This window comes from Candidatus Kaiserbacteria bacterium (assembly GCA_016699245.1).
Classification (GTDB): Bacteria; Patescibacteriota; Minisyncoccia; order Phycocordibacterales; family UBA918; genus Damh-18.
The window spans coordinates 329745-348787 of the sequence record CP064968.1 but is presented as its reverse complement, the minus strand read 5'-3'; the positions used below and the strand labels follow the sequence as shown (position 1 = coordinate 348787).

Below are 19043 nucleotides of genomic sequence, written 5' to 3'. Positions count from 1 at the left end.
TCCATGGACACGGGAGGTGTGGGATACACGCTATGGTCATATCATGGCGCTTGGGATGTGTATTCTGCGCGTACGCTCATTACAACAACACCAACCACGACCTTCGGTGGCGAGCAGGTACCAGGCGGTGCATCATGGAGCGGGGCACGTAACACTCCTGCTTCAGGTGTCGATGTTGGCGATGTGATTCGTCTACGTTTCGTGGTGGAGAATACGGGGCTTCAAGTCAATAATCAAAATTATGAAATTGAGGTTGCACCAAAGGGCGCATCACCAAGTTGTGAGGCAGTTAGCTATAATGACTTTGTGGAGATACCCAATCAGGTAAGTTGCATGGGAAGTCCATTCTGTATGCTGTCTTCTACGTATGTAGATAATCTTGAAGCAACAACAGACGTACTTGGTGGCGACGGTGTCTTTATAAGCGGACAAATGGTCGAAGACGGAAGTAATAACACTGGTAATATCACACTTCCACAAAATACATACACAGAAGTAGAGTATGTATTCACACCGACAAGTAATACTTCTGATTCGAATTATTGCTTCCGTGTGTCAAACGAGGGGACTGATCTCGATTCATATACGCGTGTGGCTGAAATGCGACTTCAATTTGCTCCTAACGTCTCGACGCTTACACTTAACGGTGGTGCAGATATTCTTCTTACCCCTGGTACAACGACACGTGTGTATGCTACGGGAACGGTAACTGATTCAAATGGTACGGTTGATCTTGCACAGGCTACTGCGACCATCTATCGCAGCGGGCAAGGTCCTGCATGTACCCCTGATAATAACAACTGTTACATTACAGGACCTGGACAATGCGAATTCACTAATTGTGCAGGGAATACGTGTGATGTGGAGTGTCATGTGGACATATTCTTCCATGCCGATCCTACGAGTTCAGGTACATATCTTGGTGAGCACTGGGCAGCATTTATCGAAGCGGTAGATGACTCGGACTTGATTGGTGTCGGTTCTGCACCTTCAGGTATAAATCTCATTACGATGCAGGCGATTGAAGTAAATGATAGTATTGGATACCCTGCACTTGAGGTCAATACCGATTCTGGTTTGACGAATGCCTCTACGACCGTTGTAAATATCGGTAACAATGCAATTGATATTGCAGTAGAGGGTACTGATTTGACTGACGATAACACCTCATACATTCCTGCGTCATATCAAAAGTTCGCAACATCAAGCTTCTCATACGGTGGTTGCGGAGATGCATGTAAAGAACTTTCATCGACCACACCTACAAATTTTGAAGTTGATCTTGCGAAACCAGTCACCGCTTCACCTGCCATCAGTGACGACGTCTTCTGGGGGATTGCAATTCCATTCGGTGTTGCGGGCACTCCTCATCACGGAACCAATATTTTCTACGCAGTTCCAGACTAGTGTGTTAATAACACACACCGAGTCTGTACCAAACAGGTGGTACACTTACTGTACATGATTCGAGCGCTTTCAACAGCGGTAGTAACGCTTTTTTGTATTGTGTACTTTGCACAGGTCTCTCCTCTTGTGCATGCTGCAGACACGGTACCGCCTGATATCACGAATGTGCAAATCACCAACGTTGCGGAAGATACAGTGACGATTACCTGGCAGACTGATGAAGATGCTGATTCAACTATTAATTATGGACTTCAAGAAGATTACGGTACCGTACGTATTCCTGAAGCGATTCGTACTGAGCATTCTGTAACGCTGAATACCCTTGAACCTGGTCGTACCTACTATTTTCGCGTTGTTTCTTCAGATGCTGATGGGAATCAGGGCATTTCTGCAAACTATAAAGTAGTCACTGACGGTGACCCACAATCTGGCGCTGAAGCAGGGGAGGGTAAAGAAACGCAGACTGAGACGAGCCAAACAGTGCAGAGTGAAAGCCAGTCTCAGTCTGAATCACAATCACAGTCACAATCTGAATCACAGACCGTGCAAGAAGTGCTCGAACAAATTAAACAAATCAATTCGCCAGAAAAACTCCAAGAAATTCTCAATGAAACGGTAAAAGCAATTCAAGGTATTACCGAAGATCTCACTATTGTGGGTCCTCCGACGGTGATTGTAGAAACCACAAGTGCACTCGTAAAATGGACTACCGACCGTGAATCTAGTTCTGAAGTTCTTTTTTCTCCATCAGATACATATACCGAAGGTCAATATGCCTTCTCTCAAGCAAGTACGGGTGGTAATACCACTGACCACGAGGTACGCGTGATTGGTCTTGATCCATATACCGAGTATCATTTCCAAGTGCGTTCGAAAGACACATACGGTATTGAGGGGAAGAGCCGTGATTATACATTCAAGACAAAGGCATCACGCCCTGATATAAAAAATCTTCGTATTTTGAAAGTGGAGGAAAACTCCGCAACACTCGCGTGGGACACTACAGTTCCAGCAAAAGCACTCGTCGAGTATCAAGACTTGACGAAGGGTACCCAAAACTCAATAGGTCGTCCTACCCTCGCCACCAATCATCAAATGCGTATTTCTGACCTTACATTAGGTACACGGTATGTTGCTTTTGTTATTGCAGAAAACGCAGGTGGCGACCGTGTAAAGAGCAATCCAATTACTTTTATTACGGTAAAGGACACAGCACCACCAATCATCAGTAATGTGACGAACGAATCCACACTCTTCCCGGGCGGGGAGTCACGTATTCAAACAATTATAGAATGGATTACGGATGAACCAGCCCATTGTGCTCTCTCGTATCGTGAAGGTATTACCGGTGGTATTGAACCTACGGTTATTGATTCAAAAGACACTGGTTTCGCTATGCAGCATGTAGAGGTGATTGTCGATTTTGCACCAGCAACGGTGTATCAGTTTTGGCTTGATTGTGCAGACGAATCTAAGAATAGTGTGAAGTCAGAAAACTTTGTGCTTTTTACGCCTATTCAAGAAAAGAATATCATCGACATTATTATTGAAAACTTCGAGAGCACCTTCGGTTGGGTTAAAAATATAAATGGTTAGAAGATAGAAGATATGGAATAGAAAATAGAAGATAGAAGATAGATAATATAGAATAGAAAATAGAAAATATGGAATATAGAATAGTAAAAATTGAAAATCTTGAAACAACGCGAAGCGTTGTTCTATCTTCTATTTTCTATCTTCTATTTTCTATCTCATACATTTTCTATTCCATATTTTCTATTTCATAGCTTATGGCAAAACCACTTATCACATGCCGTGACCTCACGATTACCTACAACAAAGGGAAGTCGAATGAGTTTAAAGCGCTCCAGCACGTCAATACCGACATCTATGAAGGGGAATACATTATTCTCTTCGGTCCTTCTGGATGTGGTAAGTCGACACTCATGTATGCCATACAGGGCTCTTTGCCACCGGGTGATGGGACACTTCTTATTCGTGGCGATGATATTTATGCATATCCACCTCAGGAGCGTGTGTATTTTCAACGGTATGTGATGGGTATTATTTTCCAGTCTTTCAACCTCATTGGCTCTCTCTCCGTACTCGACAACGTAGCGCTCCCCATGATTTTTTGTGATGCGAACAAGGCAACTCGTGAGCGTCGTGCGCAGATGCTCCTTGACCGTTTTGGTGTGGGTGCGGTATCTCACAAGATCCCCTCTATGCTCTCAGGAGGTCAACAGCAGCGTGTTTCGGTAGCTCGTTCAATGGTTAACGACCCACAGATACTTCTTGCTGACGAGCCTACCGGTAACCTTGACAGTATTTCTACTCAACAGGTTATGGATAAGATTGATGAGATCAATACGTTTGATATGCGCACCATTATCATGGTGTCACACAACGCCGCACACCTTTCTTATGCACATCGAGTCTATTACCTTAAAGATGGTTTTATTGTGCGAGAAGTGGTCAATCCACAGCGCAAACAAATAAAGCCGGTACGAGAAGGGGAGACCATCGTTACTGAGTTAGAGGAACTCGCACGTCTTTTCCCGTATGACTCGGTTGATACATTACGTGTGAAGAGTCTCACCAACTTTCTTACACAAGAGTATACCTTTAGTCAGCTTTCGCGTATTGAAAAAGCAATCCACTTACTCATCATGGGTAAGATACATAAAAAACTATTTGTCGATGCACTCGTGAAAAAATATGATGAAGGGGGAGTGGGTGTCGACAGAAAAATCGCAGAACATATGGCTAATGTGTCGGTATCGATTGTTAAACAGTCAACTGATATCAAGCGTTTTCGCAATGACAATGATTCTGATGCGGCCTTTTTCTCTCAGCATAAGTTTGCTGAACGTGTTCGTGAGTATCTTCTTCAACACCACAGTGTTCCGCTTACAAAAGTCACTGAAGCCAATCTTACGACAATGATTGCAGACCGATTATCGGGTATTCATGGCGAAAAAGAGTTTCATGCACAACTCATGGCTACATATAAAAATGGCGGGCTCCATCTCGATGAAAAGACAAGTGATGACTTAGCACGGTATATGGAAAAACTCATCGCTCTTGGTGTGGATGTGAGTTATAAGACGTAATATATAGAAGATAGAAGATAGAGAATAGAAGATAGAAGATAGAAAATAGAAAATAGATAATAGATAATAGAAGATAGAAGATAGAGGATAGAGGATAGAGATGGTTGAATATTTATCTATATCTTCTCTATTTCCTATTATTTTCTATCTTCTATTTTCTATCCTATATTCTCTATTCCATATTCTCAATTTTCTATTACTATATGTAGTATATGCAAGTAGCGGATCTCGCGCGTCTTTCAACGCGCATGTTTAAAACGAATCCGATGCGTACCTGGCTGACTATCCTTGGTATGGGTGTTGGTACAGGTGCTGTGGTGATTTTGGTGGGTCTTGGTTTTGGACTTCAGCAAATCATTCTTGAACAAATCGTCTTTGGAGACAGCCTTCTTTCACTTGGTGTGTCTGCTACTGGTGCACGTAACCTTTCAATTACAGACGAAGTGATTCAAGGCTTTGAAAAAAATGTAAATATTGAAGATGCAGCGCCGTTAGCCCGTTTTCCCGCTCTGATTACCTACAAGGGTCTTACGGGAAATATCTTTATCCAGGGCGCTGAACCAGCATATCTACGATATGCTGGTATTACTGCATCCTTCGGAGACACCTTTGTTGAGGAAGATATTGCTAATACGGGCGAAGTCATGCTCTCACCAGCCGTTCTTAAACTCTTCGGTGTTGAAGATGCTGAATCTTTTATTGGACAGGAGGTGTCCTTTAGACTCCTTGTTCCTACAGATGATGGCACAGACCTAGTTACGGAAATCAATATTGAGAAAAAATACCGTGTAAAAGGAATTACCAAAGAAGAAGGTGTGCTTAATGTACTCATGATGCTTCCTGAACTCCGTAACTATGTAGGAATAGAGGAGTACGACAGAGCACAAGTGAAGGTTGTATCGAACGAATTTTTGGCAGACGTTGAAAAATCACTTATTGAAGAAGGATATCGCGTGACTGCGCTTTCAAAGACAGTAGAGCAAGCATCCAAGATTTTCCAAGGAATTCAAGTTGTTTTGGCGACGTTTGGTGGTATTGCACTTCTTGTATCTGCTATTGGTATGTTTAATACCATGACAGTGACTCTTTTGGAGCGAACCAAAGAGATTGGTATCATGCGTACTATAGGCGCTTCACCACGCGATATTAAGTTTTTGTTTGTGTCCGAGTCAATCATTGTGGGTTTTCTTGGTGGAGTAAGTGGGATACTCATGGGGGTAACCTTGGGATTTGTTGTGAATATCATGTTGAATGTTGCAGCGAGTCAGTTCGGAGGGAAGAGTGTTGATCTCTTCCAGTTTCCTATAGGATTCCTTGTATTCATTGCTTTATTCTCGGGTTCAGTGGGGTATTTAACAGGAATTTTTCCCGCACGTCGTGCGTCCTTACTTAATCCACTCGATGCTATTCGTTATGAATAACAAACTGTGTATAACTAAGGTTTTGTTGAGCTTGAATAAAGTAGAATTATGGTAATCAGTTCATATTAGTATATGTCATATAACACAGATCATTTACGTACGGCAGGTAAAATTACTGTGTATACCACATTCATTGGTGTAGTAGTTTTTGCAATAGTATTCATTTTTAATCTTGGTGAAAGCCAGATAAAGCAAGCAGATGCGCAAAGTACTGCGAGCACGACGGTTATTGTTGTAAATACCCCTCCTGCATGGACGGCATCAACTACTGAAATAATAGAATCCTCCATTACAAACCCAACTAACGCTGGCGACGTAATTTCTTGGAAAGCAATCGGCACCGACTCAAACTCTGAAGACTACTGGCTTCTCATCTGTGATACCAGCGCTATGCCAACATCTACGTCAGGCGGTGCACCGCGATGTACCTCTGGTGTCCAATGGGCAGTGTCAGGCACCACAACGAGTGGTTCACTAGCAGTAGCAGCAACAACGACTCTTGATGGCTGGGCTGAATCAAATGCATGGTATTCCTGGATTTGTGACGGAAACGCTGGTAACCCACGATGTAGCGTCTCATATTCTCAAGGTGTAAACGCTACGAACTCATCGCCATTTGAAGTCAATCATCGTCCAACTTTCACCGCATTCTCTGATCCTGTAACTGGCATCCCTGGTCAAGCGGTAACTTTCTATAGTACCTCAACAGATAACGACAGTTCTGGTGGTGCTCAATTCGACCAAGTATTTCTCACCGTTTGTTCTGTGGCTGGCTTTTCAACAACAACAAACTCATGTAATGGTCCACTTGCTGTAACACTTGCAACGTCAACCATATATGTAGATGATGATGCTTCAGCATCGTATACCATAATTATTCCAACCCAGGACACTGACTTTGGAGTATACCCGTACATCATTGACAATCATGGATTTGAAGCATCGGGAGGTGAACAAGGTCAAGTGAATACGCTTACGGTAAACAACGTTGCTCCAACAGTGAGTGGAACTAGTATTTCTCTCACCCAACCAATCACAAATGACATTGTTTTGATTAATGAATCAAGTGAGACAACTGGATTTACTCTATCATTTGTAGCCTCAGATAATAATAGTTGTGATGCATTTGGTGGTCTAGATGACGATGAAATTACTGATTACAACCTATCAATTTACCGAACACCTACAGGAAATAGTTCTACAACGTGTACATCATCTTCAATCTTCGATCCCAATGACTGTTATCCAAGTGACATTGCACCGACTTCATGGAATCTTGTGTGTACCGCCTCATCAACAACCTGTTCCGGTTCATCTGACTCAGATATTCTTTATGAATGTACATTCCCGATGTGGTACATAGCTGACCCAACAGGAAGTACAACGGCGTCCTTCTACACCACAGACGACTGGCGTGCTCAAGTGCAAGGTATAGATGATGATACTGCTGTAGGAGCATATGCTGAAAGTACTGTAGGAGTTGATGTATTACCTCTTCTCGCCTTTAATCTCACTACAATTCAAATTCCATACGGAGCACTCGAACCGGGACAGAAAAATGAAGTCCTTACAGCAACGACAACTATGGTAGCAACAGGTAATGTTGGTCTCGACAAGGATGTTACAGGATCGTCGATGTGTAGTACCTACACAAATGCGTCACCTTGTATTCCATCACTCACCGCAACTATTCCAGAGTACGAGCAAGTGTTTGCTACTTCGAGTGTAGCGTATACTACCGCTGAAGGCCTTGGAAATACACTTTCCTCAACGACTCCAAAGGAGATTGAAATTAACATACCTAAGTCGACATCAACTTCAACTCCAGCGCAACGTGATGCATATTGGGGTATACGCGTTCCAGGAACTATTACTTTTGCAGGGGCATATACCGGTCAGAACACATTTACAGCACTCGTCGGTGAACCATTACAGTGGTAGTCCTCTAAACATAGATTCATTGAACCCGCGTTATACAGCGCGGGTTCTTGCGTTTATAGAGTAAGTACACGATAATTATAGTTATGGTGCATTAGCGCCTGCATATATATAATGGCACTGTTTCGCTCAATCATTTTTTCAGTAGCGGTACTTTTTGTTTTTGTGCATACTACGTATGCAGGTTTTGGTGTAACGCCACCATATGTAACGAACGTAAGTCTCACCCGTAATTCTGTATACGAACAGACTATTTATCTTGTCCGTAGTGATCCTACCACCGCCCTCAAAGCAACAGTGAATGTTGATGTTCCTGAAATAAATGGATGGATAGTTATCAATGAAGGTAACGAATTTCTCTTGCCACAAGGTGTTCAAAAAGTTCCAATGACCGTTAAAGTGACTGTTCCAAAGGATGCTGATTTTAAACAATATAAAGGGAATATTCGCATCAAAACTGGTGCCCCTGATGATCAGGTTGCTGGAGGTGCGGTGAGTATTTCTCTTGGTGCTCAACTCGATGTCGACCTCACTGTTATTGATAAAAAAATTAAGGACTTCAAAGTTCGTAAAATTGGTGTATCTGACTTAAACGAAGGACACAAAGTTGGCTGGCTATATTTCCCGGGAAAAATTCGATTCGAAATGCTTATTGAGAACATAGGTAACGTAGAGATTGCACCGTCTGATGTTGTGTTTAGAATTTACGATAAGACAGGTAATGTGCTTCTTGAAGAAGCTCATAAAAAGGGAAGTATTGATACTGTAGATCCATTTGCAACTGAATCTATTTTTGCTGAAATCCCCACGAAACTTCCAGCAGGGAGTTACCTCGCTCGTTTTGAAATTTTGAATGAAGAAGATGTAAAGCTCAGTGGTGAGGTCAATCTTAGTGTATTGCCATATGGTACTTTACAAACTGCGGGATTCGGATTCCTTGGTCTTTCACTCCCCCATCAACTTTCAGTAATCATCCCAGTGCTCTTTATACTCTTCGTACCATTCCTTATATTCATTCGGACACGAAGAAGAAAGTAATTCGCTATGCATATGCTATGCGTCTCAATGCGGCTATTTGTACCAGTGTTTTATGCAATAATTATCTTTAGTTGTGCATCAGATGTATTTGCAAATATTAGTGTTTCCACAACGACAGTTCGTATTAGCATTTGTGGAGACACTCTTGTTAATGAAGGTGAGGAATGTGATGTTCCGGGAGAGATTGGGACATATAGTACGACTATTGCAGGTAGGCAGTGTGGCACAGATTGTCTTTATGGTAATTACTGCGGTGACGCCATTTTACAGACACTTGAAGGAGAAGTATGTGACGATGGAAATAATGATGATGGAGACTTTTGTGCTGGTGACTGTAGTCGCCAAACAGCTGATAGTGGAGGAGGGTCTACGGGAGGAGGCGGTAGTTCAGGGAGCGGTGGTCGCGATGAGCCATTGGGTGAAACACAAGTAACCATCACTGGAAAAGCATTTCCGAACGCTACAGTAAATATTTTGATTGACGGTGACACGGTAGGAACTGTGCGTACCAACAGCAGGGGTGAGTTTCAGTTTAATGTGACGACTGATCCCGGTACTGCATCATTTAGTTTCTGGGCGACAGACTCATCGGGAACCCGCTCACTCACGGTGAACACGACGTTTGATGTAACGCAGGGGGCTGTAACAAGTCTTAATGGCATCATGGTGCCACCAACACTCCGTGCATCTACGGTGAATGTAAATCCGGGTGATACCATTACGCTCAGTGGGCAAACTATGCCCAGTGTCACCGTAGAAGTTTCCATTGATAATGGAAAGAAGATGCTCACTACTACTTCAGACGCACTTGGTGCATGGTCTATACCGTTTAATACGGGTACTGTATCAGTAGATACACATACGCTCAAAGCGCGATTTGTCTCTGGTACGGGAGCCTTAAAAATAGAAAGCCCCTACGGCACTGTACTTTCACTTTTTGTGGGTGTAGAAGGGAAAGCAACAAGTAACGCCGACCTCAATCGTGATGGAAAAGTAAATCTTATAGACTTCTCTATCCTTGTTTTCTGGTGGGGAACCCCCGGTGGCAATTCAAACCCACCCGCTGACATCAATCAAAACGGCAAAGTAGGCCTCGAGGACTTTTCAATCCTTTTGTTCAACTGGACGGGGTAGAATAGTGAATAGAGAATAGAAGATAGAAGATAGAGAATAGAAAATAGAAAATAGGGAATAGAAGATAGAAGATAGGGAATAGAAAATAGAGAATAGAAGATAGAAAATATGGAATATAAAATCAACACGAAGTGTTGTCCTATTCCATATTCCATATTTTCTATTCTCTATTTCAATCTTGTGTATAACTCACGCAAATTATTTTCTCATACGCTACAATGAAGTTACGCCTACTTGAGGTATGCAGTCCACACATGTGAGGAGTGTATATCGCTTGTAGGAGGTAGTAATACGTCTCTACTGCAAATGCTCACAGCCGGGCATTGTTGGGTAGGCGTAATACATTGAAAGTGAACATTAGAGAGGTGGAGACTTTCGTGTTTGCGGAGTGCAATTTTATGTTGGAAAGAGCACCAACTACGCACTACTCATTATTAGAGTCAATGTATTGATTAATACAACGAAAAGCCTATGACTCACACGGCAAGAACCGTGCGAACTCTTCAGGCTGTTGCGATGACGGTTGGACTTGCCTTATTCCTTTGGAGTACTGGTCTTCCAACATTCTTCCGCTTTGCGGAGGCGGCATCAATCACCAACGCAAGTGATACGCTGAGCAACTCAGCACCTTCTGTAACATCAAACCACACAATAGCTTTTGAACTACCAAATGGTATGGCAACAAGCTCAAACTTTACTGTTACTTTTGCTTCACAATTCGACACTTCAGGAGTTTTAATCGGCGATATTGACCTCAGTGTTAATACGGTTGATCAAACGCTTGCGGGTGCGAGTGGGGCAGGTACATGGGGAGTGACTGGTATTGGTACAGATGCGATTACATTCGAGACACCAACAGACGGCGGAACCGCTTCATCATCAGATATGATAATTAAGATTGGTTCAAATGCTACTGGCGGTGCTATAAAAATTGTAAATCCATCTGCTACGACATCATACCCAATTACAATTGCGGGTACGATGCAAGATTCAGGAGAGATGCGTGTTGCAATTGTTGACCAGGTTACGGTTTCGGCAAATGTGGATACGTCACTCACCTTTACGGTCACTGGAGTAAATTCCAGTTCAACAGTAAACGGTAGTCCCACGACCACTATTGCAACCTCAACCCCAACAACACTTCCTTTTGGCAATTTGCCAATCGGAGTATCACGTACACTTGCGCATGATCTCTCTGTTTCGACGAACGCCTCAGTAGGCTACACCGTAACAGTTCAACAAGCAGGCAGCTTGCAATCTACAACTGGTGCGACTATCGATGGCTTCATCGATGGGACAAACACTGTTACGCCTTCGGCATGGCAGGGTCCAGGAGGTCTGATTGCAAATCCAAATTCCTATGGTCATTGGGGATTAACCTCAAATGACACAGCAATTCTTGCCCGATCTGTACAGTTCGGCTCGAATGAGTGGGTTTCTGGAAGTACAACACCGATTGCTATCATGGGCCATAATGGTCCCTCTGATGGAACAACAATAAACTCCGGTGCTGCACGTGTCGGCTATCAGATTCAAATTTCGGCTTTGCAAGAAGCAGGTGACGACTACACTACGACACTGCGCTATGTAGCAACTCCGACGTTCTAAGCAACAGTACAAGAATAAGGAAAACCCTATCTCCCACCACGAGAAGGGTTTTTCCTTTTTTCTGTGACTTCGTCACAGAAAAAGGAAAATCCTATATCCAAGCCCCTATATTTTCTGGAGGCCGGCCCACGCCGCGTGACAGGACTAAATGTCACTTTGCAAGACTCATTGAGGGCTTTTGTGAATGAAGTGAAACAAAAGACCCAATGAGTGGACAGGTCCTGTAAGGACAATAATTTTGGAGCCTGTCTCCTTTTTCTCTCATAATGAAAAAGGAGACCTTTTCTTCCCCCCGGAAGAAAAAGTGACGTCGTAAGACCCCGTAGCGAATCTATATACCAAGCCCCAATATTTTCTGAGGCCGCGCATTTTCCTAAAAATTTTTGCGCGAAGACGGAATCAATTTCCCAAGCCCCTATATTTTCTGAGGCCGTGACCCGAAATTACAGAGCGAAGCGACAATAATTTCGGATTCTGTCTCCAAATATTTTAGTTATATACAAGTTCAAAGAAATAATTTATAAAATAAAGTATAATTACCACAGGTTGGGTGGGGGGTTTGGAAAGAATTGTAGCGGTAAGCGAGTTTAAGGAAAACAAATGTTGATTGGCTAACAAAAAGTATTGGTGAAATAAAAGATGGTATTAAAGATATTGCTAACAATCAGAGTATTGCCAAAGATAATAAGAGATTAACACTGATTGGTAATGCCTCCCCGTTGCGTTTACTTACAGAAGGTGAACGTGTTCTGAAAGATAGTGGCATGAAAACCTATATTGATTCCCATGAGAATGAACTGCATCAAAAATGCGGTTATAATTGCGACATTTCAGCATACGAAATTCAAGAGAAAGTCTTTGATCTGTTTGATGACATAGAATTTGATAAAGAAACAGATAAAATATTTAAAGATTTTGCCTACACCCAAGGGATGAATATTGAGACTATTAGACGGATTGGAGCAATCTACTTTAGAGATAAATGTCTCCAAAAATGTCAATTACACCCTACTGATGTGGATGCCACTAAGCCAAAAGAAGGTGAGTTGGTTCTGTAGAGACTTATTTTCTGAGTCTTTGATATTGAAGTTAAGAATAACGAAAGCCTTCTCGGTCTGTGTACAGTCCCCCTCCTTTTAAGGTTACGATTTGGTATACTTTTAGTTATATGATGGATATACGAGTGCGTATTGCTTTTTTTGCTGTATTATTTTTTGGGGTGATTGCCACACATGCGCACGCTGCAACATTGTACTTTGATCCTGGAAGCGCTGATATTTTTCGGGGAAATAGTGTCACGGTAGGACTTCGCCTTGATACTGATGAAGGAGAGTGTGTTAATACTGTCGATGCTACTATTCATTATGATGCAGCACTCAACGCTGTCGATATTTCTCGCGGTGATTCTATTTTGAACCTCTGGGTTGAATCTCCAAAAATTGATGAGATAAACCACACCATTCGTTTTGCTGGAGGATTGCCTGGTGGCTATTGTGGACGTATCGCGGGTGATCCAAGTCTTACCAATATGGTACTTGAAATCGTTTTTCAATCACCAGGCTTCACGATTGGTAGCGGAAGCGATAATAAATCGCCTCGTATTTGGCTCGATGAAAGTTCACAAGTGCTCTTACATGATGGGAGCGGTACTCCAGCACCACTCAAACTCCAAGAAGCACGTATTAATCTAGCAGATACCGCAGGTACCCAAATCCAAGACACGTGGAAGGATGATGTGCGCAGTGACAACGAAATTCCTTCAGACTTTACCATTACTCTTACCAAAGACGATGTTGCATTTAATAATGAATACTTCATAGTCTTTAATTCAAACGACAAACAATCTGGTATTGATCACTATGAAGTAATGGAAGAACCATTTGCAGAGTTCAGTGCATTCAGATGGGGACGTGCAGACGCGCCGTGGATTGAAACTGAAAGTCCCTATGTACTCAAGGATCAAACCCTGAATAGCACGATTCGTGTAAAAGCTATTGATAAGGCAGGTAACATTCGTGTTGTAACTCTGGTTCCTGATACTGCACTTCGTAGTATGTCTCGTGACATGCTCATTACCACTATAATCGTAACGGGGACTATTATACTTATAACCGCGCTTGTATTTTATGCACTCTGGAGACGTAAACAACGATTACTGAACGAAGAAACAATCGAAGAAGAAACACAATCATGAATTTATTTAAAAAGTACATACTCGGATTAACTCTTCTTCTTGGATGTTACATTGGTGGTACTCAACATGTTGAGGCTGCAATACTTAAAGTAAGCCCAAACACAGGCGTATATACAGCAGGTACAATCTTTACTGTTTCGGTCGTGCTTAATACTGAAGGAAAGTCAGTCAATGCAGCGGATGGGCAACTTTCTTTTAATCCGCGTGAACTCACGGTGACGAATGTCACTCGTGGTGGTTCGATTTTTAATCTCTGGACTGAAGAGCCGACATTCTCAAATACCGCTGGAACAATCTCTTTTGGCGGAGGTTCACCAACGGGCTACAAAGGTGCTGCAGGTACTATTATTTCTATTACCTTTAAGCCACTCGCCGCAGGCACTCCCAAAGTGACTTTTAAAAGTGGCTCCGTGCTTGCTGCAGATGGCATGGGCACCAACGTACTCACCTCGATGAACGGAGGAACATTTACTATTGCAGCAAAAGGTGAGTCACCAGCACCAGAATACATCCCGCCCGCAAACACACCCTCAGCACCAAAAATTGTTTCAAGTACACATCCTGATTCATCAGTATGGTACAAGGAAAAGAATGCGGCACTCAGTTGGACTTTGCCTGCTGGCGTGACTGCAGTACGCATGCTCCTTGATAATACGTCGGGTACCATACCTACAAAGGTTTACGATGAACCCCTTACCTCAAAAAAACTTGAAGACCTTCCTGAGGGGGTTTCATATTTTCATTTGCAATTCAAAAATGCTGACGGATGGGGACGCATTGCTGAATATATATTGCGTGTAGATACTGAAACACCAAAGAACTTTACAATTTCTGAAGAGACACCACGTGCGGATAATCCAAATAAAACTCTTCTTTTTGCCTTTGAGGATGTATCGCCTTTACGTGAATATAAAATTCAGATAGATGGCAAAGAGCCAATCATCTTCAAGGACGCCGAGGGATTAAAAAAGTATACACTCGAGTCCCTTATGCCGGGGTACCACACTATTTCAGTAGAAGCATTCGATAGTGCAGGAAATACTGCTATTGCGAGTCATTCATTTACTATTGATGCATTTGAAAAACCTACTTTTGTCGAGTTTCCCTCGCGCATAAATACTGAAGTCATTCCTGTTATTAAAGGAAAGACACGTCCGAATGCAACAGTTGCTATTGAAGTGATACGTACAAGTGACAATACCATCGTAAGCGTAGCAGAAGGTGACTCTGACAAAAATCCGTATGTAATACAGAGTAATGCAGATGGTGAGTTTAGTTTTATCCCGGACAACAAATTCGAAACAGGTGTATATTCCATTACCGCAGTTGCCCGTGATGCATTTGGAAGTGTCAGTGAAAAATCTGATGCGATTAAAATTATTGTTGAAATTCCAGGCTATGTCGCTGCAGGAACTATCGTGATTAATATTCTCTCGGTACTTGTGCCTATTGTTGCACTTCTCATCGTACTTATCTTTGGCTCGTGGTATCTTTGGCATCGTCTTGCACTCAGGAAACGAAAAGTGCGTAAGGAAACCATTGAGGCAGAAGAACGTCTCTCGCTTGAATTTACGAGTATTATACAAAACTTAGATGTGAGTATTGCAGAGCTCAAAGAATCACGAAAGGGTAAACTAACGAAAGCAGAAGCAACGCTCATTGAGCGTATTGAGAATGACCTAAAGAATGCACAAAGTAAGATTGGTAAAGAAATTGAAGATATTGAAAACGTACTGAAATAGTTATTTATGAAAAAAAATATACATATACACATTTTGATTTCATTTATTCTTTTGGGAATCGCACTTGTGTTTGTTGGTGGTGCATGGTTTGTGCATCATAATCAGCGTGCAATGGAGGCTGAGGTGCATACCATGCTTACAGAGGAGCTAGAGTACATGCGAACTCTTGCTGAAATTACTGATCAAAATGGGGCCGATGATATTACTGAAATTATTATTAGTGATTGTCCGCGTAGAAGCGAGTATGAAGAACTTCTCAATTCACTTGCAACACTCACCAAACGTGATTTGATTGCGGTACAGACTCTCAGAGAGAGTTGCGGTAGATTTTACTCGGAAAGGAAAGCGCTCATGGTCTCAAAACTTGAGCGCGAATTTACTCAATACACAAAATTACTCACACTCCTTGCAACACTCAGTGAACGTGACATAGAATCGTATTACAAAAAGGAGTGGGAAGAAATCGTATCACTTGAGAAATCACGCAGTACAGCACTTCGTGATCAAGAGCGTCTTCAGAGTGAAATTGTTACAGCACTCATTTCCGGAGAATCGGTACAAAGTGTGAAGGTAACAACCCTTGCACGCGATGCGCAAGAAATTGGCGAACTTCTGGTTGTATACAATAAACGTATTGACGAGATTCGTTCACGAGTGGCACCCTAATATATGTTTGAAAAACTCTGGCAACTTTTTTTCCCAAAGTATACAGGAAAGCAGTTTACTACCATCAAATATGCTTTCCCTGCAGTAGTGATTGCAGCGCTTTTTGCAAGTCTTGCTTCAGTTATATCAGAAAATAGTTCATATATCACCATTGCAACTAGTGAGACATCGGTTACTCGTGATCAAGAATTTTTTGTAACAGTCTCAGCTACAGTACATGTTGCAATTAATGCAGTTGATCTTGTGCTCTCGTACCCCGAAGATAAAATCGAGGTGGTGGGGATTGATACAGGAACCTCAGTGATTACACTGTGGACAGAAACACCCTATTTCAAAGACGGAAAAATATATCTTCGTGGGGGTACTTTTCGTAAAGGCTTCATTGGAGAACACTCCATTGCTCGTGTGAAACTGCGTGCAATTGAATCAGGGAGTGCACGTATTTTTGTTAGTGAGTCTGCGTTGGTGGCGGGGGATGGTAAGGGTACGCCTATCCCCGTAACCGAAAATGACGGAAAGAATGAAGTTAAGATTGCGGTGTTGGGTGAGGATGGGGTTCTTTCTGCTGAAGCAACTATTTCTATCATTACTGACATGGATGGTGACGGGAAGGTGGACTTGAAGGATATTAGTACCTTCATGGCTGCGTGGTTTACTAAGGCGAAAACATACGATTTTGATGGCGATGGACGCATGACATTTAGAGATTTTTCAATTATTCTTGCCGACTCATTCACACGCTAAACTGTTGATAATAATGTGGATAAGAGTGGGATACACTGTTATTATTAGTCATAGGTACCTTTTGTATTTAAGTTGGTGGAGGTATCAGAGTAAATCAAAATACGGCTAATATACTTGGTTTATGGAACGTAGAGCAATGAAACAACGGTATATAATGATAGGAGCGCATAAAGAAATGCGGGGTTTAGAGTATCTGGTATACAGTGCTTTTTCTCTTGTGCTACTCGTTGTACTTGTATTCCTGCCTCTCGCCCCTGTATTTGCAGATGAGGTTGTTATGGATAATGGAGAATTAGTTTTACGAGATCAAGATACAGAAGTAGAACAAGAAGAAGTCGGTATCACTGATGTAGTTGATATTGCAGATGATGCTCTTGAGGTGTCAGACACAGAAGAGGTTCCATTGACACCAATTGAAGCAAGTATTGTCACTGAAGGGACAGAAAATGTCACTAATGGGTCTATACTTGAAGAACCAGAAGCAACTCCTGTATTCGTAATAGAGGAAGTTACAGAATCATCATCTGAACCACTACTCGAGGAAACAATTAATTCACTATATGAAGAAGTAATAGAGGACACAACAAAACAATTGTCCGAGGCAGCCACTGAAGAAAAAGCAGAATCGTTGCCAAAAACCCCTATCGAAGTGACTGTTGATGAAGTCTTGTCTGAACGTGGAAGTACTACTGAGGAAGTAGTTGAAATTGAAACCCCACAAGAAGAAGTAATCCCTAAGGTCACTTTGCCTGAGGAAGTACTTCCTCTTGAGGATGTTACACCTGACCCAGAAAATATAGGAGAAGAAGTCTCTGCTACCCTAGAAACTACATCTAGCACAACTATGGAAGAGCCAATAGTGCATGTAGTCACAAATGATGAAAACAAGTTTTCATTTTCAAAAGATGAGTGTACTACGGTTGGTGATGGTAGTTTTTACTGTGCAACTTCGAAAGATGCTCCTCGTGTTCAGAACAACGACAGAATTTTTTCTGCAGTTGACGCCGAGGGTGACAAAGAGATATATGCCGAAAAAAATGCAGAGTTAGTAACACTTACTGATAATCAGTTGGATGATGAGGCGCCATACTTTGATGAAGTCTCTAATACTGCTGTATGGCACAGGCTTATAGATGGCCGATATCAAATCATTCAATTTGATTTTGAAACTGGAGAAGAGACACAACTCACCGATGATAGGTATAACAACATGCAGCCAAGTGTCTTTGGTGATGCGGTAGTATGGCAAGGGTGGGTAGGGAATGACTGGGAGATTTTCCTTGAGACAGACGGAGAACGTACAATGCTCACTGACAATACCACTCATGATATTGCTCCGAGTGTGAATGGTACCCATGTCGTGTGGCAGTCATTCGAAGAAGATGCATGGCGTATGCAGGTATACGATATGCGCTCTGGTGCCACTCATACCATCGAAGACGCCGACGGTGGATCGATTGAAAATCCACGCTTTGTATTAGTATATGATGCAAAAATGGACACGGGAGATATAGAAACTCGTGGATACGACCTCAAGAGTGGTGAGGTACTCAATCTTGCATCAAGACCTACACCTGTTCCCGAAGAGATTCCTAATCCCGAGCAAACTGGTGAGGAGCGCGCACTTGTTGCTCCTGTTACGCAGCCTAAGCCAAAGACCGACTCCGACGAGAATGATGACGTAGGCACTACGACTGATGATGGTCTCGATGAGGGTGATTTAGTGATACCAGTCTTTACTGAGGATGAAAGTAGTTCAAGCACACCTGAAGTGGCAGTAGAAGTGAGTGATGTAGTCATTCCTTCTTTCAGTGAGGGTACTACAACAGACGAAGTAATATCAATTGAGGACTTAGTAGTTGAGCCATATGTACCATTGGAGGATGTTCTGAACGAGGAAATTAAAATCTAGGGCACACCTAAACTCCAACTCCACTCCGAAATGTGCAATATAGTACGTTGCACATATAGCATGCAGAGAATGTCATACGTGGAAAATGTAGAACGTACGATGTGGCACATTTCTCAAGTGAAAGGA

Annotated in this window: 14 protein-coding genes; all 14 read left to right on the top strand. The window is 42.4% G+C overall.

The genetic code is table 11. The features are described from left to right. Nucleotides 1-3: 3 nt before the first annotated feature. The gene (locus IPH92_01650; GenBank protein QQR65267.1) at nt 4-1407 is read left to right on the top strand and encodes a hypothetical protein; all 1404 of its coding nucleotides are present in this window, start codon (nt 4-6) and stop codon (nt 1405-1407) included. A gap of 54 nt (nt 1408-1461) precedes the next feature. Continuing rightward, a complete protein-coding gene (locus IPH92_01645) occupies nt 1462-3003 on the top strand; it encodes a fibronectin type III domain-containing protein (GenBank protein QQR65266.1) in 1542 nt (513 codons plus the stop codon). Between the two features lie 194 nt (nt 3004-3197). Beyond that, nucleotides 3198-4520, top strand: a complete 1323-nt coding sequence (locus tag IPH92_01640; GenBank protein ID QQR65265.1) for an ABC transporter ATP-binding protein — start codon at nt 3198-3200, stop codon at nt 4518-4520. Between the two features lie 212 nt (nt 4521-4732). Then, a complete protein-coding gene (locus IPH92_01635; protein QQR65264.1) occupies nt 4733-5941 on the top strand; it encodes an ABC transporter permease in 1209 nt (402 codons plus the stop codon). Nucleotides 5942-6013: 72 nt separating this feature from the next. Beyond that, nucleotides 6014-7882: a hypothetical protein gene (locus IPH92_01630; protein QQR65263.1), complete on the top strand. Its 1869-nt coding sequence runs from the start codon at nt 6014-6016 to the stop codon at nt 7880-7882. Nucleotides 7883-7993: 111 nt separating this feature from the next. Further along, nucleotides 7994-8917, top strand: coding sequence for a hypothetical protein (locus tag IPH92_01625; GenBank protein ID QQR65262.1), 924 nt, complete (start codon nt 7994-7996; stop codon nt 8915-8917). 27 nt (nt 8918-8944) lie between these two features. After that, nucleotides 8945-10051 (top strand): hypothetical protein, encoded by a 1107-nt coding sequence (locus IPH92_01620; GenBank protein QQR65261.1) that lies wholly within the window; start codon nt 8945-8947, stop codon nt 10049-10051. A gap of 471 nt (nt 10052-10522) precedes the next feature. Then, nucleotides 10523-11659, top strand: a complete 1137-nt coding sequence (locus IPH92_01615; GenBank protein QQR65260.1) for a hypothetical protein — start codon at nt 10523-10525, stop codon at nt 11657-11659. Nucleotides 11660-12423: 764 nt separating this feature from the next. Continuing rightward, complete coding sequence (locus tag IPH92_01610; GenBank protein QQR65259.1) at nt 12424-12717, top strand: hypothetical protein; 294 nt, start codon at nt 12424-12426, stop codon at nt 12715-12717. A gap of 110 nt (nt 12718-12827) precedes the next feature. Beyond that, on the top strand, nt 12828-13853 hold the full coding sequence (locus IPH92_01605) for a hypothetical protein (GenBank protein ID QQR65258.1): 1026 nt from the start codon (nt 12828-12830) through the stop codon (nt 13851-13853). Then, nucleotides 13850-15595: a hypothetical protein gene (locus tag IPH92_01600; GenBank protein ID QQR65257.1), complete on the top strand. Its 1746-nt coding sequence runs from the start codon at nt 13850-13852 to the stop codon at nt 15593-15595. Before IPH92_01605 ends, IPH92_01600 begins: the two co-directional genes overlap by 4 nt. A 6-nt stretch (nt 15596-15601) precedes the next feature. Beyond that, entirely contained in the window at nt 15602-16261 is a 660-nt protein-coding gene (locus IPH92_01595; protein QQR65256.1) for a hypothetical protein, read from the top strand. Nucleotides 16262-16264: 3 nt separating this feature from the next. Further along, nucleotides 16265-17005, top strand: coding sequence for a hypothetical protein (locus IPH92_01590; GenBank protein ID QQR65255.1), 741 nt, complete (start codon nt 16265-16267; stop codon nt 17003-17005). Nucleotides 17006-17126: 121 nt separating this feature from the next. Next, complete coding sequence (locus IPH92_01585; protein ID QQR65254.1) at nt 17127-18917, top strand: hypothetical protein; 1791 nt, start codon at nt 17127-17129, stop codon at nt 18915-18917. The last annotated feature ends 126 nt before the right edge of the window (nt 18918-19043 follow it).